Below are 21,625 nucleotides of genomic sequence, written 5' to 3' on the forward strand. Positions count from 1 at the left end.
AGTCTGAGACAACTTTTTCAAATCAGCGCTATCTCACGGGTTCGGTTAGAATGGCGGCTTTCCACTGCCTGAATAGATGCCGTGACTGATCAAGACAACATATTTCTGCCTTACGCCCATGGTGTGCCCCAGTGTCGCGGAATGATCCGCTCCTGTCCCGAGGACTTCATGGTGGATGAGATCCCGCTGGTTGAGCCGGATGGTGAAGGGGAGCATCTGCTGCTACACGTGGAGAAGCGTGACAGCAATACCGCCTGGGTGGCGGGAACTCTGGCCCGGCACGCCGGTGTTTCCCGGATGGATGTCAGTTATGCCGGGCTGAAGGATCGGCATGCCCTGACCCGTCAGTGGTTCTCAATCCGGCTGGCCGGTAAACCGGAGCCGGACTGGAGTGCCATTGAATCAACCGAGTTCCGGGTACTGCAAACCGCCAGACACAGCCGCAAGCTGCGTGTCGGTGCCTTGAAGGGCAACCGCTTCAGGATCAGGGTGCGGGCGTTTGAAGGGGATGAAGCAGCGTTGAACGCCACCCTGAACAACATTACCCGTGACGGAATACCCAACTATTTCGGGGAACAGCGTTTTGGCACGGATGATGGGAACCTGGCGTCAGCCCGCGCCCTGTTCACCGGGGAGCTGAAACGGGTAAAACGGGAGAAGCGCGGTTTCTATCTCTCTGCGGTCCGATCACTGCTGTTTAATAAAGTGCTGGCCAGCCGGGTCACCGCCGGCAACTGGAATCGGCCACTCGCCGGTGAGCGGATGATGCTGGCGGGTACCCGCAGCAGCTTTCCGGTCGCCTCCGTCGATGAGGAGATAATGCAGCGGCTTGAGTGCATGGATATCCACACTTCCGGCCCCCTGTGGGGGCGCGGCGAAAGCATGGTATCGGGGGAGGTGGCGGAACTGGAGTCGGCGGTACTGCTGCCGGAGCAGTTCTGGCGTGATGGATTGGAGCGGTTCGGGCTGCAGATGGAGCGGCGTTCCCTGCGGGTAGCGGTGAGTGACCTTACCTGGGACAGGCGGGGCGACCTGCTGGAACTGGATTTCAGCTTGCCCAAGGGCTGTTTCGCCACCACGTTGCTCAGGGAGTGTATTGACTATCACCCGGCTGCGATCAAGCCTGATCAACCCTGCGCGTCTGAAGCTGTTGCTACCCCCGGGGGGCGGCAGTAGGAGTCCCCCTAACTGCGATCAAGCTGAGCCAACCCCTTGCGCGAGAGCAGCACATAGGCGGCGCCGGTCCCACCATCAAACCGGGGGGCGGAGCAGAAGGCGAGCACTTCATCACGTTGTCGCAGCCATTGGTTGATTTTCTGTTTCAGGATCGGCTGGCGATCTTCCGAACGATAGCCCTTGCCATGGATGATCTGTACCACTCGTAATCGATGTCGGATGGCGTGTGCCAGAAAGCCGGCCAGTGCCCGGCGTGCCTCCACCACCCGCAGTCCGTGCAGGTCGAGCATGTCCTCGGGTGGGATTCTGCCGCGCTGCAGATCCTGAAACAGTCGATTCTGGATTCCGGGACGGATGAACTCCAGTTCCTCGCCGGTTTCGATATTGAGATCGGCAAACTCATCGCTCAGCCCATCGCCCGTCGCCTTCGGATTGGGTGGCAGGGGAAGCGGTTTTAGCCTGGGCTTGTAAGGGGTGGCCTTGTCGTGTTCATGCCGTACGGCACCTTCCACCTCCTGTTGGAAATGTATGTCGACATTATCCCGGTTCTGTTGTTCATCGTCGTTCATGACGGAAACCAGTATATCATCCCGGGATCAACTGATACGCAAACCTGCCGCTATATCTGGAATCCATATAGGGAATCGTGCGCTGCAGGTCGAGTAGTTGCAGCATTTCCAGTATAGTTTGGTCTTTGAACCCGTGTATTTGGCGTCTTGATTTTGTATGAAGATTTTACTGAGTAACGATGATGGCTACCTGGCTCCCGGCCTGAGAATATTGGCGGCTGAACTGTCGGGTCTGGCGGAGATTACCGTGGTGGCCCCGGAGCGCAACTGTAGCGGGGCAAGCAACTCGCTGACCCTGGAGTACCCCATCCGCGCCGAGTTGGCGGATAACGGTTTTATCCGGGTTGACGGAACCCCCACCGACTGTGTGCATCTGGCCATTACCGGTCTTCTGGATGAAGAGCCGGACATGGTGATTGCCGGAATCAATGCCGGCGCCAACCTGGGCGATGATGTGCTCTATTCCGGTACCGTGGCGGCCGCCACCGAGGGGCGATTCCTTGGTCTGCCGGCCATTGCCCTTTCCATGAATGGTCATGATCCAAAGTATTACGAGACCGGAGCGCGGGTTGCCAGAGAGCTGGTTGAGCATCTTCAGGCGGAGCCGCTCGCCCCGGATACCATTATCAACGTGAATATTCCCGATCTCCCCTATGACGAGCTGAAAGGTTATCAGGTCACCCGGCTCGGTCACCGGCATCGGGCTGAACCGGTGGTGCGCGACACCGATCCCCGGGGCAGGACTATCTATTGGGTAGGGCCGGCCGGTCTGGAACAGGATGCCGGCTCGGGAACCGACTTCTTTGCAGTCAGGGAGGGTTATGTCTCCGTCACGCCGCTACAGGTGGATCTGACCCGGTATGCCGATATCGATCGACTCGGGGACTGGCTGGGCAGGCTGGGGCAATGAGCAGTTCGCTACACCGCGGGATCGGTATGACCTCGCTACGTACCCGGGAGCGGCTGATCCAGCGTTTGCGTGACGAGGGGATCGGCAATCAGGCGGTGCTGGAGGCGATACGCAATACTCCGAGACATATCTTCGTGGATGAGGCGCTGGCCAGTCGCGCCTATGAAGATACCGCCCTGCCGATCGGTCAGGGGCAGACGATCTCCCAGCCGTTTATTGTGGCGCGGATGACTGAACTGCTACTGGAGGCGGGGCCACTGGAGACGGTGCTGGAGATCGGCACTGGTTCAGGGTATCAGACGGCAATCCTGTCGAAGCTGGTGAAACGGGTCTACAGCGTGGAGCGGATCAAGTCGTTACAACTGCAGGCGAGAAAGCGTTTTCAGGAGCTGCATGTCCGAAATATCCGTCTACATCATCGGGATGGGGGTATGGGCCTGCCTGAATATGCCCCATTCGACGGGATACTGGTTACCGCTGCTCCCGAGGGCATACCGCGGGCACTGGTGGATCAACTGCGCGTCGGGGGCTGCATGATCCTGCCTATCGGCAATCGTTCGGAACAGGTGCTGGTAAGGGTGACCCGAACCCGCGCCGGTTATGAGAAGGAGCTGCTTGAACAGGTGGTTTTTGTACCCCTGTTGGGGGGCACACTCTGATGAAGCTCTTTTCCAGACTCTATGTGCGTGTGCTTGATTGGTCACGGCATCGGTATGCGCCCCATTACCTGGCCGGACTCAGTTTTGCGGAATCCTCATTCTTTCCCATTCCTCCCGATGTGATGCTGGCACCAATGACCTTGGCCAATCCTGGCAAGGCGTGGAATTTCGCCACCCTGACCACGGTTGCATCCGTCCTGGGTGGTCTGCTGGGTTATACGATTGGATTGTTCGCATTCGAGTTGATTGAGCCCCTGCTCAAAGGCGCGGGATATTTCCCAAAATATCTGCAGGTACGCGAATGGTTCACTGAGTGGGGCTTCTGGGCGATCTTCCTGGCAGGCTTCTCACCCATTCCCTACAAACTGTTTACCATCTCTGCCGGGGTTATCTCGATGGCGCTTTTGCCCTTCATTCTGGCGTCGTTTATCGGACGCGGTGCACGGTTCTTTATGGTGGCCGGTCTGATGGCCTGGGGCGGCGAGCGTATGGAACATACACTGCATAAATATATTGACCGGATCGGCTGGGCCATGGTCTTGTTGATCGGTCTGGTCATCGTCGGGGTCAAGCTATACCGATAGCGTATTACAAGAACACCCGTGAAAAACCTGGAGAAGGCGTAATATTGGCAGGCAAAGCGTGTGGCGAGATGATTGGAGTCCGGACCACCAGCGGTAACGCCAGGCGTTCTGCCACGGGGCTGCCGAGCGAATATGCCCGGGTACTCCACGCCTGCCTGGCCGCTTTTCTGCTGATCGGTAATCTGAGCGGATGCAGTGCGCCCGTGAGAGCGCCTGTGGTCTCCCGCGATCATCCGCCACTACAGCAGCAGCGCAGTGCCAGACCCAGTGTCTATCGGGTACGGAAAGGCGATACTCTTTACTCCATCGCCTGGCGTTTCGGTATTGACTACGCCTCCGTGGCCCGTTGGAACGGGATACGTTATCCCTACACTATATATCCGGGCCAGAGATTGCGTCTGACACCCACAACACGGAGTCGGGTTGCTGAGACGCCATCAGTAAAAACCCCACAAACCAGGGGTGCCTCTAGTAAGAATAAACCGGTAGTATCTGGTAAGCAGCTATCCAGATCATCGCCAAAAGGAGTATCATCAAGCCAGACTGAAGGGAAATCTGGCAGCGAGAGCCTTAAGTTACGATGGTTGTGGCCGACTGATGGTTCAGTGGTGCAGCGTTTCGTCAAAGGTGATCCGGTGAGAAAGGGCGTTAAGATCGAAGGGCGATATGGAACATCGATCAACGCAGCGGAGACAGGCAAGGTGGTGTATGCCGGCAGTGGGTTGATTGGTTACGGACGCCTGGTAATTATCAAGCATAACAAGAACTATCTTAGTGCTTACGGTTACAATAAAAAAATACATGTTAAAGAAGGTGATACGGTTGAGAAGGGGATACGTATCGCGGAAATGGGCAGTGATGGTAACGGAAAACCCATGCTTCATTTTGAGATCAGACGCAACGGAGCGCCTGTCGATCCTCTGAAGCTGTTGCCGCACCGTCCTTGATCTGCTGATCAGAATATCCGCAAGATTTGCCAGGAGGATTTATATGGTCAAACGGCAGTTGGATAAGGAGAAGGAGGGGAATGCCGGCGTATCGGAGTCCCCGGAGTCCACGGTCCGGGCGAAACGACCGGCGGATAACCAGGCCAAGGTTATTGCCGAGAGTGACGACGGGGCTGGGCAGTCTGCCCAAATGGATGCGACGCGCCTCTATCTGAGTGAGATTGGCGCTTCAAAGCTGCTGACCGCGGAAGAAGAGGTAACACTGGCCCGGCTGGCGCAGAAAGGCGATATCGCAGCGCGCCAGCGTATGATCGAAAGCAACCTGCGTTTGGTCGTCAAGATTGCACGGCGATACATGAACCGGGGGCTTGCACTGCTTGATCTGATCGAGGAGGGGAACCTTGGACTGATTCGGGCGGTTGAAAAGTTCGACCCGGAACGGGGGTTTCGGTTCTCAACCTACGCTACTTGGTGGATAAGGCAGACCATCGAGCGGGCAATCATGAATCAGACTCGTACCATCCGTTTACCGATTCACGTGGTTAAAGAGATTAATGTCTATCTGCGAGCGGCACGAAAACTGACACAACAGCTCGATCATGAGCCCACAGCCGATGAGATCGCCGACCTGCTCGACAGACCTATTGATGAAGTAAAACACATGCTAGGTCTGAATGAGCGGATAACCTCCGTGGATACGCCGTTTGGCAAGAATGCAGACAAACCATTACTCGATACGATCCCGGATGTGCAGTCAGAAGACCCATCTGACAGTCTGCAGAGTGAAGGGATGACGGCCAACCTGGATGACTGGCTGAACAAGCTGAATGATAAGCAGCGCGAGGTGGTTGAGCGGCGCTTTGGACTGCACGGCTATGAAAATGCCACGCTGGAGCAGGTAGCCAATGAACTCGGGGTGACCCGGGAGCGGGTTCGGCAGATACAGATGGATGCCCTGAAGCGGCTGCGGGGTATATTGGAAAAGGATGGTTTTTCTGTGGAAGCGCTATTCAAATAGCAGGTCAACGGGTATTTGTACCAAATTGGCACCCTGTCCAGAAGCGCCCCTGGCGGGGTGTCATGCTATCTGCCCGTCAGTTTATCGCCGCCGGTGGGGCTGGTCGTTACTTGGGATTAAAAGGGGTGTGAGAGTAAGTTCTGGCCGTAAATGAGAATTGATGCTAGAACCTGTATTAATGTTACAGTATTCGGCAGAATAAGGTTTGAATGATCAGCGATTAATAAATGATTAACCAATGGAAAGAGTGAAAAAGCAGATTCCTCAGATTGGGCGTAGAAGAGTGTCGGACAAAGCGGCCGCTGATGAAGTGGCCTGTCAGGATTGCGGCATGGACCCGATGTGTTCCATCCTTGAGTATGCCGAGGAGGGTAGCAACGTGCCCGAAGGGGTATTGTTGCGGCGCCGGCATGTGGCCCGGGGAGAGACTATTTTTCTCAAGGATGACCCATTCAGGTCTGTTTTTGCCGTCAAGTCGGGGTCTTTCAAAACCTACATACCCAAGGTGTCGGGTTATGATCAGGTGGTTGGTTTCCACCTGATTGGGGAGTTGGTCGGCATGGAGGGACTCTCCGGCCAGCGTTATCCCTATACCGCGCGAGCCCTGCAGGACAGCAGTGTCTGTGAACTCAGAATGGAATCCCTCTCGGAATCCGGCTATCTGCTGGAGGACCTGCAACAGGGCATTATCAATATGCTGAGCGCCGAGGTGGCTTTTAATCATCAGTTGATAACCACCCTGATACATCAAAGCGCCGATCAGCGCCTGGCTGGATTTTTGCTCAACCTGACCAAACGCCTGCATGCCCGTGGCATGCGCCAGATCGAGTTTCAGATCGGCATGTCCAGAAGTGATATTGGCAGTTATCTTGGCCTGGCCAGTGAGACCGTCAGTCGTGTGTTTACGCGTTTCCAGAAGAACGGTCTGATTCAACTGCGCCATAAACGGTTGCGCCTGCTGGATCAGGACGGTCTGCGGGATATCGCTGAACACTGAGCCTTCCGGCTCCCGCTATCCGAGCAAGAATTCCCAGGGCCGGGGAAGTCGGGTCAGGGCGACCGCCACGATATAACCCGCGGTGAGCAGGGCCATGATACCGAATAAGATTCGATTACGGCGCAATCCGGCCCATTTGAAGGCAAACATACCCAAAACGATATAGAGCAGCAGGGCTGCCAGCTTGGCGGTCAACCAGGGAGCTACGAAGGGGTATTGTCGACTCATCACCGCCAATGCAATACCTGCCACAAGCAATAGTGAGTCATTGGTCTGGGATATCAGTCGTACCCAGCGATGGTTGAATAATCGTGACCGGCTCAACATCCATACAAAACGCAGCGTAAAAAAACCGATGGTGAAGATCACCGTGCTGACGTGTAGAGTCTTAATCCAGTAGTAAATCATGAGTTCCATTGCCGAGTCGCTAATGCGAAGGCAGCATACCTGTAACTACCGTTTGGGCCAAGGAGGCGCTGTCGTGGAGTGGCGCGGATTAAACCCGTATGATTTAGGGGTTGTCTGTTCAGTGCCAGGGAAGGGATAATTAACCCAGAAAACTGCAGGAAATATTGCTGGATCTGTTGGCGCAACCGATTGATTTTATATTGGAGTTCAATCGCCGGGCCGACGATGCCGGTCCTGCGCTGTTTCACAATACCTGAGTGACTGAAACGATGGAATTAGTATGCCCTGCCGGTAATCTGCCCTCCCTCAAGGCTGCAGTCGATAATGGCGCCGATGCCGTCTATTTCGGATTCCGTGATGACACCAATGCCCGGCATTTCGCCGGTCTGAATTTTGGACCTGCCAAGATTGCGGAGGGCATACAGTATGCCCGCCAGCGTGGGGTCAAGGTGTTCCTCGCGCTCAATACCTATCCACAGCCAGATGGCTGGAGTCGATGGCAGAATGCAGTCGATCAGGCGGCCGATCTGGGTGTGGATGCCATGATTGCAGCGGATATCGGGGTACTGGACTATGCGGCAAACCGTTATCCGGCGCTTAACCTGCACCTCTCTGTACAGGGCTCCGCCACCAATTACGAGGCGCTGCAGTTTTACAAGGATAACTTTGGGGTCCGCCGCGCCGTATTGCCGCGGGTGCTCTCCCTCGGTCAGGTGCAGCATGTGGTCACTAACAGCCCGGTTGAGATTGAGGTGTTTGGTTTTGGCAGTCTCTGCGTGATGGTGGAGGGGCGTTGTATTCTCTCGTCCTATGCGACCGGGCGCTCACCCAATACCTACGGTGCCTGCTCGCCGGCCAGTCACGTGGAGTGGCGGGAAACCGCGGAAGGGCTGGAAACCCGCCTGGGCGGAGTCCTGATTGACCGCTTCGCCAAGGGCGAGAACGCGGGCTACCCCACCCTCTGCAAGGGAAGTTTCAGTGTCGGCGGCAATACCTATCATGCCATGGAGGAACCGACCAGCCTGAATACCCTGGAACTGCTGCCCCAGCTTCAAGCTGCCGGTATCGCCGCCATAAAGATCGAAGGGCGCCAACGCAGTCCGGTATATGTTCAACAGGTGGCCAGGGTCTGGCGTGCGGCGCTGGATGCCTGTCAACGGGACCCGGAAAACTATCGCCCACAGGCGGAGTGGATGGCCGAGCTTGGCAAGGTTTCAGAAGGGACTCAAACCACTCTCGGTGCCTACAGTCGCCCCTGGCAGTAAAGGGTCTCTACTATTATGAATACACAGCCGAAACTCTCTCTCGGACCAGTGCTTTATTATTGGGCAAAAGATCAGCTGCTTGATTTCTATGAAGAGATGGCGGCTTCACCCGTGGATATTATCTATCTGGGGGAGACGGTCTGTTCCAAACGCAGCCTGATGCGCACAGATGACTGGTTCTCCCTGGCGGAACGGTTGACGGCGGCGGGTAAGGAGGTGGTTTTTTCCACGCTGGCGTTGCTGGAGGCGGAATCCGAGCTGAAGCGTCTACGTCGTGTGTGCGAAAACGGTGCACACATGGTAGAGGCCAATGACATGGGGGCTGTACAGCTGATGCGGGGAAAACCCTTCGTCGCAGGCCATAGTGTCAATATTTATAATGACAGAACCCTGGCGCTGCTTGCCAGACAGGGTCTCAAGCGCTGGGTGTTTCCGGTTGAACTGTCCAAGGTGACCCTGAAGGCAATGCAGGAACTGAGGCCGGAGGGGGTTGAAACCGAGCTGTTTGCCTTCGGTCGTCTACCACTGGCCTATTCGGCCCGTTGCTTTACCGCTCGGGCGTATAATTTGCCAAAAGACGATTGCCAATACCGCTGTCTTGACTTTCCCGATGGATTGACCCTGTCGGCACAGGATGATACCCGTTTCCTTGCCCTGAACGGCATTCAGACCCAGTCGGCCCATACCTTCAATCTGCTCCCGGAGCTGGATGAGGTGCGGACATTAGATGTGGATGTGCTACGGATCAGTCCTCAGGCCAATCACACGGCTAAAGTGATCGAACTGTTCAGCGGCTGTCTGAAGGGCGAGATCGAGCTGGAGGCTGGTGCAGTGAGGCTGGAGCGGCTGGTGCCGGTCGGCTCGTGCAATGGTTATTGGCATGGGGATGCTGGGATGGAGAATAGGGCTCAGGCGGCCGCCGAGGCACTGCTGTGAAGCGATATTCTGCGCTAAGTCGGTAAGAGAACAGCCCTTATATTCCAGCCGGCAGATTATTTGCTCAGTTACGTCGCCCCAATCCGGGAAAAGGCAAGCGTGGTTTAGGCAGGCTCGGGATGCGTCCGATCAGGGTAGTGACGCCATCCATCATTTTCAGGAACGGGCCAATGCGGCCGTCGAGTTCAAGTGCATCAAGGAAATTCTTCACATAGAGTCCCAACTCTGTGTCACCCCCGAGTCGCAGGCGGCGATTGAAAAACAGGGTGTCGGCATCTTCACGCCGGGTGGCGAGTAGCAGAAAATCGTAAATGGATCCCTCAATGCTCAGGTCGTGCGGCTGATTCGCACTGGCGGCAGCAAGTACGCCATCTCGAAGGGTGATGCTGAAATGGAGTCTGGCGTCGATCACATCCACGCGCATCACCTTTCCTTCCAGGAAGTCCAGTTCACCATCCGCCAGCTCCGGAACAAACAGCTTGTTGAGTACCTTAACCATTACCTGGCTATAGGTGGTCCCGGGTACCAGGCTTAGCGGCAACGCCAGTGGTGCGGGCAGATAGGGGGTTCCGGGAATATGGGTCATATTGTTCATCTGGATGCCATTCGTCATGTGCTTGCTTGAGTTAATTCCCAAGGTACCGGCGTTATTTTGTCAATAAAACCGATGGTTTTCTCCGGCACTATTTATCCCATAACGGGGCCGGCAGGAGACGTCGCGCCACTGCGTGGAACTTCAGGCGTTTTATACCAACTCAATTTTTCCTGGAGTTGGACTACTTCGCCAACAATTATCAGGGTCGGTGGCTTTGGTTGTTCCCGGTCGACAATCGCCTGGATGCTATTTAACGTACCGGTAAAAACCCGCTGTTTTTCGGTGGTGCCCTGTTGAATCAGGGCTATCGGCATATCCGGCGATACGCCATGTTCGATCAATTTCTGAACAATCACCGGCAGGCCCACCAGCCCCATGTAGAACACCACGGTCTGATGCGGCTGGGCAAGTTGTCTCCAGTTGAGATTGATGGAGCCATCTTTCAGATGGCCGGTGACAAAGGTCACGGACTGTGCGTAGTCCCGGTGCGTCAGGGGAATGCCGGAGTAGGCGGCACAGCCAGAGGCCGCAGTAATGGCGGGGACAACCTGAAACGGCACGCCTTCCGCCGACAGGGTGTCGATCTCTTCACCCCCACGACCGAATATGAAGGGGTCCCCCCCTTTGAGACGGACCACCCGTTTACCTTTTTTTGCCAGATCCACCAGCAGTTGATTAATCTCCTCCTGACGCATGGCGTGATGATCCCGCTCTTTGCCCACATAGATACGCTCTGCGTCGCGCCGGGTCATTTCCAGCACGGGAGCGGCCACGAGCCGATCATAGACCACCACATCCGCCTGCTGCATTAGCCGCAGGGCACGGAAGGTGAGCAGGTCCGGGTCACCCGGCCCACCACCGACCAGATAGACTTCCCCCATGCCGTCACCGGGATCGGTGCTCTCCAGGGCTCGCTCCATGCTGGCATCGGCCTCTTCGATGTGGCCGGAGAAGATGCGTTCCGCTACTCCGCTCTGCAATACCTTCTCCCAGAACAGGCGCCGATCTGTGGCATTCTGAAAACGCGCCTTGACCCGGTCACGAAAGCGATTCGCCAACTCTGCGAGGCGGCCATAGCCGGCTGGGATCAATGTCTCCAGGCGACTGCGGATGATGCGTGCCAGCACGGGCGAAGCGCCGCCGGTCGAGACGGCAGCCACAACCGGGGAGCGATCAATGATTGAGGGAGTGATGAAGGTGCAGAGTTCCGGTTGATCCACCACGTTAACGGGCAGATGGCGGTTTTGCGCTGCTTCGGATACTTGCCTGTTTACTTCAGTGTTATCGGTGGCGGCAATGACCAAGTAGGCATCATCCAGATCTTCGACCTGGAATCCCCGGGCAACGTACTCTATCAGCCCCTTTTCCACTGATGCCTTCAGTTCGGTGCATAGTTCGGGTGAAACAACCCGGATCTTACCTTGTGCCTTCAGCAGTAGTGCCACTTTTCGGGCGGCTACATCGCCCCCGCCAACTACCAGACTCGTTCTGTTTTTAACATCCAGGAAAATAGGAAAAAAATCCATCAGTTACCTTCGCAAGTGGAATTTGAGTCCGTGAGCCTGAATACCATGCCCATTGAGTGAGGCGGAACTCTAACATGTGGTCCTGAGTGGAACAATAACCACCCTCAGCTTGTATATATTAGTAAATCTATAATATACTAAATAACTAGGTTAATCATCACATGAGTGTGACGCGTGGTCAAAGAGATCAATTCCCAGGAGCTCGAGAGCAGACTGGCTGCAAATGAAGATATATATCTGCTGGATATCCGCAGCGAAGCGGAAGTGGTGGCCGGGGTGTTGCCGAGCTCAACTCACCTGCCCATGCACCTGATTCCGCTGAAAATCACTGAACTTTCACCAGATAAGGACATTGTACTCTATTGCCGCAGTGGAGCCCGTTCTTACCATGCATGCATGTATTTGATGCAGCAGGGGTTTGATAATGTAATTAACCTACGAGGCGGGATCATTGATTGGGCGCGTAATGGATATCAGCTTGTTGCTTACGGATGATCATCACCGACGATAGTCATTTTATTATTCCGACCAGCTATCAGGACGATGGGCATCAACCGCGAAACAGGGCATGGACTTGCGTTTGGTTGATAATTAGAATATAAGATACGACTGATTTTCATACAACTAAACACTAAAGATCTGGAGGTTTACCATGGCTGATTTTGATGATGAGTTGGATGCAAGCGGCCTGAACTGCCCACTGCCCATCCTGCGTGCAAAGAAGAGCCTGACCGCAATGGATGCAGGCAAGGTTCTGCACATTATCGCAACCGACCCCGGTTCGGTTAAAGATTTCGAGGCATTTTCCAAGCAGACCGGTAATCAGCTGCTGGAGTCTCGTGAAGAAGGCGGCAAATTCCACTTTCTGATCAAAAAATCCTGATCCATACGGTTCGGATTCAAAGCCTCATCCACTGGAGGAAATTCAGATGGAAACGAAAAAATTAGCCATTATTGCAACCAAGGGTTCTCTGGACTGGGCTTATCCGCCCTTTATCCTTTCATCCACTGCTGCGGCGCTTGGTTATGAAGTGGAGATTTTCTTTACTTTCTATGGTCTGCAACTACTGCGTAAAAAACTGGACCTGCAGGTGACCCCACTGGGCAATCCGGGTATGCCCATGCCGCTGGGCATGGATAAGTGGTTCCCGGTGCTGGGGACGGCGCTGCCGGGCATGCAGTCCGTGATGACCATGATGATGAAAAAGAAAATGGCCGACAAGGGCGTTGCCGGGCTGGAAGAGCTGCGGGAGCTTTGTCAGGAGGCCGAAGTCAAGCTGATCGCCTGTCAGATGACTGTGGATCTGTTTGATATGGATTCTGCAGATTTTATCGATGGCATCGAATATGCGGGCGCGGCCCGTTTCTTCGAATTTGCCGGTGAGAGCGATATCTGTCTCTATATCTAAAGGGTCGATTGTTGAATGAAAAAGGCTGCCCCCCAGCAATGGGGAGCGGCCTTTTTTATCGCCTACCTTAGCCCAGGCAAAAAATACCGGGGATAACCCCGGTATTTTCGGTGCCCGTCCGTAGCCAAGGTTGACCTAGAATTTGTACTCCATACCCACGGTGAACAGATAAGCTCGGGCATCCTCGAAGGTGGCACCTCCCAAAAGCGTGTTGCTGGCCTCTGCATTGACGCCGGCAGGAATAGTCAGCTTGTCCTTTTGGTCATACAGCAGGGCTGCACCGATGGTCATCTGGTCTGAGTAGTTGTACTTGGCGCCGAATGAAATAATCTTGGCGTCCGAATCCGGCAGTTCATACCCGACATATTTTTTCGGCACCGGGGTTTCATCGTAGGCAAAACCAGCCATTACGGTCCATTTCGGATTCAGTTGATGGGTCAGGCCGATGCGATAGGTGTTGCTGTCACTCCAGTCCTTGATCAGCGGGGTTCCAAAAATACCATTTATCACCGGATTGATGGTGGATGCATAGTTGAAGTCCAGTTGATCATAGGCCGACCAGTAGGTACGCTCATAGACGAATTCAATCGTGGTCTGGTCGTTGATGTCATAGGCTGCCGCGAGGTTCAGGGCCGCCGGTGCGGGAATTTTCACGCTCGCAGGTCCTATATAGCTGAGCGCACCGCCCACCAGCAGATTGGCATCTCCTTCAACCGTCAAGTCAATTTTTGATCGATAGGTGGCCGCCAGCGAGAGCTGATCGGTGGCCTTGAAATGCAGGGCCAGATTATAGCCGTAATCGAACGAGTCACCGGTGAGGTCGCGGGATGTGCCAGCGCCGTTGTTGCTTTTGACCACGCCGTCACTGTAGATTACCCGGACGCCCGCACCCACGGAAAACCGGTCGTTGATACGATAGCCGACGGAGGGATTCAGCTCCAGGGTCTCCAGCGTGAACTCCTCGGCAAACGCGGTGGCACCGCCTTTCCAGCGCTTGCTCAAACCAACGGGTACCACGGCGGAGAGCCCGAAGCGGAAATCACCCATTGCGGGGCTGACGTAGTGGAAAGAGGGGATGGGAATATTCTCGACTTTTGTCGAGTCAGGGGCTAATGCTCCACTGGTCAAGTTGATGCTGGTCAGGTGTGCGAGGGTCAGGTCCGCCTCCAGACTCGCCCCCGGGGCGTTGTATACCATTGCCGCCGGATTGTAGTAGGCGGCATCGGCGCCATGGGCGTTGGCGACATAGGCAGCGGAAAGCGCCATGCTATTGATGGAGTTTTCCGGGATTTTATAACCGGCCGCCATCGCCTGGCCGGTAACTGCCAGCGAGATTGCCGAGACAAGCGCAAGTTTCTTCATCTATTTGGTATCCCCGTAATTTGGTCTGCGGCCTTAACTGGCCTGTACGTTAATGTTCGATCATCTCCATGACCTGGGGGTCGATACTGTTTGGGGGCTGATCTCGACCGTTTAATTATTATTTAAAGGAATCTAGCATTCTGTTTTTATTTGCACAACCGTTTGAAACACTCCTGCACATGAAGTTTTATGAAGATTGATAAAAATCAGTATTGATCTGTTGCACAAAATTGTAATCTGGCCTTTTGCGCTTAGTAGAAACGATCGATTTTATCGAATGATCGGCGCATCATGAGTCGGGGCTTGTGGAAGCGGGAAATGGAATGTCTCATTCGACGATTTTAAGCAATATCTCCCGATTAGTATTAATCTGGTGCCTTACGCTTCATGCAGATGCAGCGGAGCCGCTGTTGAGGCCCTATATACTGTCATCCAACGTACAGGGTGACATGGTGAAGGCTGTTATTGAGCTTAAAGAGGCATTGACGGCTGGCGGATTTCAACTACTTGGAGAATATTCTCCTGATGCCGACCGCCACGTTATCGTAGTGACCAATGATTACCTGAGGCGGTTGGCGGCGGAGGAGGCGAGTGCGCTGTTTTCTGTCCCGCAGCGAATCGGTATCACCCGTTTTGAAGGACGATTGCAAATTGCCTACACCAATCCTGATTATCAAAAATATGCCTTCAGAATAAAGGGAGATCTTGAGCCAGTAAGAGTACAGCTGAAAAATATTCTGGGGGAGCAGGAAACGTTTGGATCATCCAGGGGGCTGACGGCGGCGATATTGTCCGGTTATCGCTATTCATACGGTATGGAGCAGTTTGATGACTTTCTGTATTTGGGTAGGTTTGGAAGTCAATCCAGGGCGCTGAAAGTGATAGAGGAAGGCTTGCGTAGCGGCCGGGGTGGAGTCAACGTCGTTTTCAGGACTGAGATCCCGGGGGCTGCCGTATCCCTGTTTGGTGTGGCGCTGAAGGAGGGTGCGGGTAGTGACCAGGCTGTCATCGACGCGGTGGATATCCAACCGTTAAAACATACCCCGCGTTTCCCCTATACCCTGGTGGTGCGCAAAGGTGAGATTTTTGCACTCCATCCAAGGTTCGCACTGCCGCTCGATTTTCCCGATCTGGAGCGGACCGGGAGGTACAGTTTTACCGGGTTGATCAAGGTGCTCGGGGCGATCGAAGAATCCCTGCATTCACTGTTGAGTGATCGTTGAGCGGGGGGCGACTCTATATGTTGGAGGTCCGTGGTTCGGGTTGTTTGTGCACGGAAACCGGCAATTCAGGCAGACCCTCATGCCAGTTATTTTAAAGAGTTATAATTTTCTAAAATAATTGGCCTTTTCAAGGATTTGTATGCTATAAAAAGATTTTATTACCAATCATATCTGTGGGGATATCATATGGCCGATCGCAGACTTCAGGTGTTTCATACCGTGGCACGGTTGCTCAGCTTCACCAAGGCGGCGGAATCTCTTCATATGACGCAGCCGGCGGTTACCTTTCAGGTCAGGCAACTGGAAGATTATTTCAATACCCGTCTGTTTGACCGCACCCATAATCGCATCAGTCTTACGGATGCGGGAGCGCACGTTTACGAGTATGCGGCTAGAATTTTTGAACTTTATGCCGAAATGGAAAACTCTGTCCGGGCCATGACCGGAGAGATCAGTGGCTCGTTAACTATAGGGGCAAGTACGACCATCGCGGAATATATGCTGCCGGCGTTACTGGGTGATTTTAAAGTAAAGTATCCCGATGTGAATATCCACCTGAAGGTCTCCAATACCGATGGTATTGTCTCCATGGTGGAGAACAATACCATAGACCTGGGTGTGGTTGAGGCGCCGGTGGCCAATAAAAATCTGGTGGTGGAGATATGCAAGGCCGATCAACTGGTAGCCATTGTCCCTCCGGGACATCCGGAGGCGCAGCGCAGTACCCTGACCTATGAGGACCTGATCAAATATCCGTTTATCTGCCGGGAAGAGGGCTCGGGAACCCGTGAGGTGATCAATGAGTATCTTGCCCAGATCAAGGACAATGTGGATGATTTGAATATCTCCATGGAATTGGGCAGCCCGGAGGCGGTCAAAGGTGCTGTCGAGGCGGGCATGGGCATCTCTGTGGTATCCCGGGCGACTATTCAGAAAGAACTGAAACTGGGTACGCTGGTGGCTATCAATCTTGACCCGGGGCTGGAGAGGCCTTTCTCTTTTGTGCACCAGAAACAAAAGTTCCGCGCACGGGTAATGGAAGAGTTGCTGGAGTTCGCGCAGAAATACTGTGAAGAGCACAAGAACGACTGCATAGACTGATTATGCTGTTACCGAGGCAGAAACTTTCCGACGAGAAACGAAAGCTGCTCAAACTCTATTCTGCTCTGAATGAACAGGATAAACTGAGCCTGTTGGCATTCGCTGAGTTTCTGCTTCAGCGTTCCGGCCCGGTCTCCGAGGCTGATGAGCTGGGGCCTGTGCCAGAGCCAAAACCGATCCCCCGACCTGAAGTCGAAAGCGTTGTTGCTGCAATCAAAAGGCTTTCCGAGAGTTATCACATGCTGGAACGGTCAGCGCTGTTGACGGAGACCTCCTCTTTGATGACGGCGCACATCATGCACGGGCGCGGTGCTAGCGAAGTGATCGATGAGCTGGAGACATTGTTTGAGCGTCATCATCAGGAGTTTCTCTCAAAGCGGCGTGAACAATAACAAGAGCGGTTAACAGGCCTATCCGGATGCAATTTCTGACAGATTGGTTCAAGCGGCATTTTTCTGATCCAGAGGTCATTTTTCTTGCCCTGTTTCTGGTGGTGTGTTTCGCCATCATTATTACCATGGGGGAGATGCTGGCCCCGGTGTTGGCCAGCGCAGTGATTGCCTATCTCCTGGAAGGACTGGTCGGTAAAATCCAGCGTATGGGGCTTCCACGCATTGGCGCAGTGCTGGTCGTGTTCGTCGCTTTTCTGTTATTTGTCACGTTGATTCTGTTTGTGTTGATGCCTGAACTGTCGCGCCAGGTGACGCAGCTGTTTCAGCAGATTCCCGCGATGATTTCAGAGGGGCAACGGCTGTTGATGCTTCTGCCGGAAAAGTATCCGGAGATAATTTCCGCTGCGCAGGTGCAGGAGATATTCACCATACTGCGACGTGAAATTGCTACGTTTGGTCAGCAGGTGGTTTCCCTGTCACTGTCGTCGGTGGTTGGAATCATTACCATTCTGGTCTATCTGATTTTGATGCCGTTGCTGGTTTTTTTCTTCCTGAAGGATAAACGGATCATCCTCGATTGGGCGCTTAAATTTCTGCCAAGAGACAGGAAGTTTGCCGATACTGTATGGCGGGACATGGACGAGCAGATTGCCAACTACGTGCGTGGCAAATTCTGGGAAATTATCATTGTCGGGTCGGTCAGTTTTTTCACTTTCACCTTTATGGGTCTGCAGTATGCCATGCTGTTGGCCGTGCTGGTGGGGCTCTCCGTCATTATCCCCTATATAGGTGCGGCCGTAGTCACCTTTCCGGTGATACTGATTGCCTGGTTTCAGTGGGGCTGGAGTAACGATTTTATCTGGTTGAGTGTTGCCTATTTTGTTATTCAGGCGTTGGACGGCAATGTCCTGGTGCCGCTGCTGTTTTCAGAGGTTGTGAACCTCCATCCGGTAGCTATTATCGTGGCGATACTGGTGTTTGGTGGACTATGGGGGTTCTGGGGGGTGTTTTTTGCCATTCCGTTGGCAACACTGGTGCAGGCGGTTATGCGGGCGTGGCCAAACAAGGTATTGCCTTCAAGTTAAAAGACAATACCTTGCGCAAACCGTCAGGTTATTTTGGCGTCTTGCAGCTGCTCAGGCCAAACGGCAGATAAGCGGGACACCAGCCGATGGCGGCGGTAAACAGGGGGATGATGCCGATGGCTCCCCACCAGTTTTGGGCTGTCACACCCCAGGCAATCAAGCCAATTCCTACCAATGCCCGAAGCCCTCGATCCATACTACCCATATTCTTTTTCATCATAAGCTCCCATGCCGTTGTGTTGCGATTTAGAGGCTCTCGCCTCATGGATTACGGGTTAGAGAATAGTCTTTCGCTCAAGCGATGTCTGTGACTAAGTCACACAGGGGTTTGACAAGCTGATCCGCTTTACCGTTCGCTGTGTTTCTGATGGAGTTTTTCCGGGTCAAGCAGTTCTATGGAGCCACGTGTTACCTTGATCATTCCATCCAGCTCAAACTCCTTCAGGATTCTGCTGACCACTTCTCGCGAGGTGCCGAGTTCCGAGGCGATCTCCTGATGGGTTACCAGTAGTACATGACCCGTTTTGTCCATTCTGTTGCAGAGATGGTCGGCAATTCTTTTGTCCATTCTCCTGAAAACCACATCTTCCACTACATTGATTATGTTGGATAATCGAGTAGCTACCAGGCCAAAAATGTAATCCTGCCAGGCGCTAGACTCAGATAGCCAGCGTCGGACATCGCTGGCGGGTACCACGGCTGCCTCCACATCAGTTTCACAAATAGCAAATGCAGGAAAGGGGATATGACTGAGAATGCAGGAAGCAGTAAGAATGCAGCTTTCCCCCGGGCCTACCCGATAGAGGGTGATCTCTTTGCCGTTTTCCCCCAGCTTGTAGACTCTTGCAGTGCCATTGAGGAGGATCGCCAGATGACTGCAGTTGCTACCTTCATGGCACACGTGTTGCCCTTTGGGAAGATTTGCGATGCTGGCTTTTTCGAAAAAGTATTGGTTTAGCGGGTCATCGCTCTGGCGTATACATTGGATCTGTTCCGCCAGCCTTGCTCTCATATTACTATCTATGGCCACGGGGTGCTCCCGGTATCAATAGTGTGAATTGCCGGATATTACCGGCACCCAATCGGCGGATTCCAGCCATGAAGATGATATGGATTCTGGTTCAGTAACAGCAGGTAGTATTATGTTGGCGCCATTTTTTCTGATCTGGGCGATAATCCCGCTTATCTCTTCGTTGTCCGCTTTAAGGACAGGACCGGCCAGCCGAACAAAGTCCGCATCCAGATAGTGCAGTACTTTGAGTGCCGTGCTGCTTGCGCCGAAGCGCGAGAGTGAAACCTTAATGCCCATCTCCTGCAACTGGACGAAATGTTCTTTTGCAGCTTTCAGATCAATACTCAAATCGGCAATGCGGTATTCAAGGACCAGTCCAACCCCCACCATCTGCCGGGCTCGCAGCTGATCCCTGAGCCAGCCCGTAATTGTGCCTTGAAAGATGGATTTGGATGATTGAGCAACTATGAGCAAATTGTTTTTTCCTTCAGCCCGTTTCTCTTCCAGCGTGACCAACGCGCGCTCTATGAGCCACTGACTGAACTGGGTGCCAAGATTTTCTGCATCGGCCAGTGACATGATTTCCGAGCTGCCGAGCTGACGTCCATCAGGAAGTAGTAGCCGGGGTTTCACATCATATGCTTTCGTGCCCGCTTTTTGAGTATGAGCCAGTGCTCTGAAAAAGAGCTGGAAGCTTCTTTTCTGAAGTGCCTGTTTGAACAGGTCCGGCAGCTCACTTGCATTGGCCCTGTTGCGTGGGCCTCCTCCTTCAACATACAAATTAACGTATCGATCGCTGCCTTGGATATCCTGTGAGGCTGCGGATGCATTGGCGATAAGGTCGGATGCGCTGCTCTGCTCGCTGCCAAAGGTGGCAATTCCTATATACGGGGTCAGTTTCGCTTCGGTTTTTAATTCGATTAGTTTATGCGCAAGCTTCTCGGCCAAACTGATTATATTCTTCTGATGTGGTCGCAGGATCAGAATTGCAAAACTGTCATCATCTATGCGGGCGGCAATATCCTGCTCTTCCAGCAGTCCACTGATAAGACTGCCCAGATTGGCGAGGTAACCGTCATTTTCCGGGCTTAAGCGATCATTGCCTGCTTTTTGGAGTGATATATAGAGCACACCACCAGTGGCGACGAGATCCTGTATCCGGGTGGTTGTTTGATCGAGCTGTTCATAAAAGTGGCGTCGGTTATGGAGCCCGGTGAGCAGATCCCTGCTGTTGGGGTGGTGATGCTGTTTTTCCAGAATGCGTGCGCGTTGCACCCGGTGGGTGATTGTATTGACCAGGTGCCGGGGACGGATTGGCTTGCTGAGGAAATCATCCCCGCCAACGCTCAAGGCATCCAGCTGTTTGTCTGTATCCTGTTCCCCGGAGAGAAAAACAACCGGTGTCATGACGAAATCAGGGTGCTCTCTGATAATGGTTGTCAACTCAATGCCGTTGGCATTGGGCATATAGATGTCCATCAGAATCAGGTCGGGGCGGAACTTGTCGAGTGCCTCGATTACTCTCAGGGGTTCTGTTATGACCTGGGTTTTCATGCCGCTTTTCCTTAGTATGGAAGCGGCAAAATCCGCCTGCGACGGATCATCTTCGACTATGAGAATACGGTAACAGTCAGTCTTGGGTGAGGCCAGTTCGATGACTCGGTCAGTGAGGTCCTGGGTGTTTATCGGCGTGAGGTAGTAGGCATCCACGCCGCTGCGAAGAGCCAGCAGACGTTGTTCCAGATCCCGTGTCTGGCTGATGCAGATTACCCCGACATGTAGTTTCTGGCGCTCCTGCTGTATGGCCAGTTCACGCTTGAGCATGGCAAATCTGGCAAGAAAACTGTCATCGATGATTAACACATCGGGCAGGCGTCTCTGTATTTCGCCTTCCACGTCATCCGGGTGATTGAAGCCCAGAACAGTGCAGCCCTGCTCTTCCAGCATGCCGGTCAGTCCAGGCGCCAGCTTGTTATTGCTAAGCAGTAGATAAACCAGCCGATTTGCCGGCTTCTCTGTTCCTGATTTGCTGCGTATCAGATCAGACTCATGCTTGATAGCCGAGATCAGTGTGCCGACGGTCTGTTGTTGTTCAATTGTTGGAATGGTGTCGCGGTCTATGAAATTGCCCAGGTAGACTTCCAGGGAAAAACTACTTTCACTCAAGTTGATCAGGCCAAAACCGCCACTGGTGCCGGTCAGGTTCTGGACCTTGAGGCATAGTTTCTTTAACAGGGTGTTGTTCCATATTCCCTGGGAGAGTTGAATCCAGTCATTGCCAATACTGATGATCCGTTCAGGAAGATGCTGAATAAACGCTGCTTTGAGCTCACGCTCTTTTTGTTGCTGTTCAGGCATATGTTCAGTTCCTTGCTATACAGTGTATGCTGACAGGATCCAGGCCAATGCTGGTAACGCCAGTTTTGCATTATATTATCCCATTGGCAGCAA

24 protein-coding genes and 1 pseudogene are annotated in these 21,625 nt (G+C 53.6%); 16 read left to right on the forward strand and 9 right to left on the reverse strand.

What is annotated here, in order from left to right:
- Nucleotides 1-81: 81 nt before the first annotated feature.
- Nucleotides 82-1,176 carry a tRNA pseudouridine(13) synthase TruD gene (gene truD / locus ACHZBF_RS04630; RefSeq protein ID WP_321527770.1) on the forward strand — a complete coding sequence of 365 codons (1,095 nt, stop codon included), beginning with the start codon at nucleotides 82-84 and terminating at the stop codon, nucleotides 1,174-1,176.
- A gap of 8 nt (nucleotides 1,177-1,184) precedes the next feature.
- On the opposite strand, the gene ACHZBF_RS04635 is transcribed toward truD, so the two are convergent.
- Entirely contained in the window at nucleotides 1,185-1,745 is a 561-nt protein-coding gene (locus ACHZBF_RS04635; protein WP_321527771.1) for a Smr/MutS family protein, read from the reverse strand.
- A 157-nt stretch (nucleotides 1,746-1,902) separates the two neighbouring features.
- On the opposite strand from ACHZBF_RS04635, the gene surE reads away from it, so the two are divergent.
- The 6 genes from surE (at nucleotide 1,903) to ACHZBF_RS04670 (ending at nucleotide 6,860) form a co-directional block, all read left to right on the forward strand.
- Nucleotides 1,903-2,655 (forward strand): 5'/3'-nucleotidase SurE, encoded by a 753-nt coding sequence (gene surE / locus ACHZBF_RS04640; RefSeq protein ID WP_029135137.1) that lies wholly within the window; start codon nucleotides 1,903-1,905, stop codon nucleotides 2,653-2,655.
- Entirely contained in the window at nucleotides 2,652-3,314 is a 663-nt protein-coding gene (locus tag ACHZBF_RS04645; RefSeq protein WP_029135138.1) for a protein-L-isoaspartate(D-aspartate) O-methyltransferase, read from the forward strand. Before surE ends, ACHZBF_RS04645 begins: the two co-directional genes overlap by 4 nt.
- Nucleotides 3,314-3,898 (forward strand): YqaA family protein, encoded by a 585-nt coding sequence (locus ACHZBF_RS04650; protein ID WP_029135139.1) that lies wholly within the window; start codon nucleotides 3,314-3,316, stop codon nucleotides 3,896-3,898. Before ACHZBF_RS04645 ends, ACHZBF_RS04650 begins: the two co-directional genes overlap by 1 nt.
- A 608-nt stretch (nucleotides 3,899-4,506) precedes the next feature.
- Entirely contained in the window at nucleotides 4,507-4,845 is a 339-nt protein-coding gene (locus tag ACHZBF_RS04660) for a murein hydrolase activator EnvC family protein (protein ID WP_245621809.1), read from the forward strand.
- 43 nt (nucleotides 4,846-4,888) lie between these two features.
- A complete protein-coding gene (rpoS, locus tag ACHZBF_RS04665) occupies nucleotides 4,889-5,863 on the forward strand; it encodes an RNA polymerase sigma factor RpoS (protein WP_321527772.1) in 975 nt (324 codons plus the stop codon).
- 238 nt (nucleotides 5,864-6,101) lie between these two features.
- Entirely contained in the window at nucleotides 6,102-6,860 is a 759-nt protein-coding gene (locus tag ACHZBF_RS04670) for a helix-turn-helix domain-containing protein (protein WP_084610323.1), read from the forward strand.
- Nucleotides 6,861-6,875: 15 nt separating this feature from the next.
- Here the strand turns inward: ACHZBF_RS04670 and ACHZBF_RS04675 are convergent, their stop codons facing one another.
- Nucleotides 6,876-7,277 (reverse strand): SirB2 family protein, encoded by a 402-nt coding sequence (locus tag ACHZBF_RS04675; protein ID WP_245621810.1) that lies wholly within the window; start codon nucleotides 7,275-7,277, stop codon nucleotides 6,876-6,878.
- Nucleotides 7,278-7,537: 260 nt separating this feature from the next.
- Between ACHZBF_RS04675 and ubiU the strand changes: the two genes are divergently transcribed.
- Together ubiU and ubiV are read left to right on the forward strand one after the other, a co-directional pair.
- A complete protein-coding gene (gene ubiU, locus ACHZBF_RS04680) occupies nucleotides 7,538-8,533 on the forward strand; it encodes a ubiquinone anaerobic biosynthesis protein UbiU (protein ID WP_037376253.1) in 996 nt (331 codons plus the stop codon).
- Nucleotides 8,534-8,548: 15 nt separating this feature from the next.
- On the forward strand, nucleotides 8,549-9,469 hold the full coding sequence (gene ubiV, locus ACHZBF_RS04685) for a ubiquinone anaerobic biosynthesis protein UbiV (RefSeq protein ID WP_321527773.1): 921 nt from the start codon (nucleotides 8,549-8,551) through the stop codon (nucleotides 9,467-9,469).
- A gap of 64 nt (nucleotides 9,470-9,533) precedes the next feature.
- Here the strand turns inward: ubiV and ubiT are convergent, their stop codons facing one another.
- Nucleotides 9,534-10,082, reverse strand: coding sequence for a ubiquinone anaerobic biosynthesis accessory factor UbiT (gene ubiT / locus ACHZBF_RS04690; protein ID WP_245621811.1), 549 nt, complete (start codon nucleotides 10,080-10,082; stop codon nucleotides 9,534-9,536).
- Nucleotides 10,083-10,156: 74 nt separating this feature from the next.
- On the reverse strand, nucleotides 10,157-11,590 hold the full coding sequence (gene cysG, locus ACHZBF_RS04695) for a siroheme synthase CysG (protein ID WP_029135146.1): 1,434 nt from the start codon (nucleotides 11,588-11,590) through the stop codon (nucleotides 10,157-10,159).
- Between the two features lie 174 nt (nucleotides 11,591-11,764).
- Between cysG and ACHZBF_RS04700 the strand changes: the two genes are divergently transcribed.
- From ACHZBF_RS04700 to dsrE2, 3 genes are all read left to right on the forward strand, one after another.
- Nucleotides 11,765-12,085 (forward strand): rhodanese-like domain-containing protein, encoded by a 321-nt coding sequence (locus ACHZBF_RS04700; RefSeq protein ID WP_029135147.1) that lies wholly within the window; start codon nucleotides 11,765-11,767, stop codon nucleotides 12,083-12,085.
- A 157-nt stretch (nucleotides 12,086-12,242) separates the two neighbouring features.
- Complete coding sequence (locus ACHZBF_RS04705; protein ID WP_029135148.1) at nucleotides 12,243-12,473, forward strand: sulfurtransferase TusA family protein; 231 nt, start codon at nucleotides 12,243-12,245, stop codon at nucleotides 12,471-12,473.
- Nucleotides 12,474-12,519: 46 nt separating this feature from the next.
- The gene (gene dsrE2 / locus ACHZBF_RS04710; protein WP_029135149.1) at nucleotides 12,520-12,999 is read left to right on the forward strand and encodes a sulfur carrier protein DsrE2; all 480 of its coding nucleotides are present in this window, start codon (nucleotides 12,520-12,522) and stop codon (nucleotides 12,997-12,999) included.
- Between the two features lie 135 nt (nucleotides 13,000-13,134).
- On the opposite strand, the gene ACHZBF_RS04715 is transcribed toward dsrE2, so the two are convergent.
- Nucleotides 13,135-14,361, reverse strand: coding sequence for an OmpP1/FadL family transporter (locus tag ACHZBF_RS04715; RefSeq protein WP_321527774.1), 1,227 nt, complete (start codon nucleotides 14,359-14,361; stop codon nucleotides 13,135-13,137).
- Nucleotides 14,362-14,771: 410 nt separating this feature from the next.
- On the opposite strand from ACHZBF_RS04715, the gene ACHZBF_RS04720 reads away from it, so the two are divergent.
- From ACHZBF_RS04720 to ACHZBF_RS04735, 4 genes are all read left to right on the forward strand, one after another.
- Nucleotides 14,772-15,584, forward strand: coding sequence for a hypothetical protein (locus ACHZBF_RS04720; protein WP_321527775.1), 813 nt, complete (start codon nucleotides 14,772-14,774; stop codon nucleotides 15,582-15,584).
- 186 nt (nucleotides 15,585-15,770) lie between these two features.
- A complete protein-coding gene (locus ACHZBF_RS04725; RefSeq protein WP_029135151.1) occupies nucleotides 15,771-16,685 on the forward strand; it encodes a selenium metabolism-associated LysR family transcriptional regulator in 915 nt (304 codons plus the stop codon).
- Between the two features lie 2 nt (nucleotides 16,686-16,687).
- Nucleotides 16,688-17,077: a hypothetical protein gene (locus tag ACHZBF_RS04730; RefSeq protein WP_321527776.1), complete on the forward strand. Its 390-nt coding sequence runs from the start codon at nucleotides 16,688-16,690 to the stop codon at nucleotides 17,075-17,077.
- Nucleotides 17,078-17,103: 26 nt separating this feature from the next.
- Complete coding sequence (locus ACHZBF_RS04735) at nucleotides 17,104-18,162, forward strand: AI-2E family transporter (protein WP_029135153.1); 1,059 nt, start codon at nucleotides 17,104-17,106, stop codon at nucleotides 18,160-18,162.
- Between the two features lie 28 nt (nucleotides 18,163-18,190).
- On the opposite strand, the gene ACHZBF_RS04740 is transcribed toward ACHZBF_RS04735, so the two are convergent.
- The 4 genes and pseudogenes from ACHZBF_RS04740 to ACHZBF_RS04755 form a co-directional block, all read right to left on the reverse strand.
- Nucleotides 18,191-18,379: a YgaP family membrane protein gene (locus ACHZBF_RS04740; RefSeq protein WP_029135154.1), complete on the reverse strand. Its 189-nt coding sequence runs from the start codon at nucleotides 18,377-18,379 to the stop codon at nucleotides 18,191-18,193.
- A gap of 129 nt (nucleotides 18,380-18,508) precedes the next feature.
- Entirely contained in the window at nucleotides 18,509-18,730 is a 222-nt protein-coding gene (locus ACHZBF_RS04745) for a Crp/Fnr family transcriptional regulator (protein WP_029135155.1), read from the reverse strand.
- Nucleotides 18,731-18,880: 150 nt separating this feature from the next.
- Nucleotides 18,881-19,174: pseudogene (locus ACHZBF_RS04750) on the reverse strand (Crp/Fnr family transcriptional regulator); the annotation flags it as partial.
- Nucleotides 19,175-19,207: 33 nt separating this feature from the next.
- Entirely contained in the window at nucleotides 19,208-21,532 is a 2,325-nt protein-coding gene (locus ACHZBF_RS04755; RefSeq protein WP_321527777.1) for a response regulator, read from the reverse strand.
- Nucleotides 21,533-21,625 lie beyond the last annotated feature (93 nt).

It is taken from the genome of Sedimenticola selenatireducens (assembly GCF_963675335.2).
Lineage (GTDB): Bacteria > Pseudomonadota > Gammaproteobacteria > Chromatiales > Chromatiaceae > Sedimenticola > Sedimenticola selenatireducens.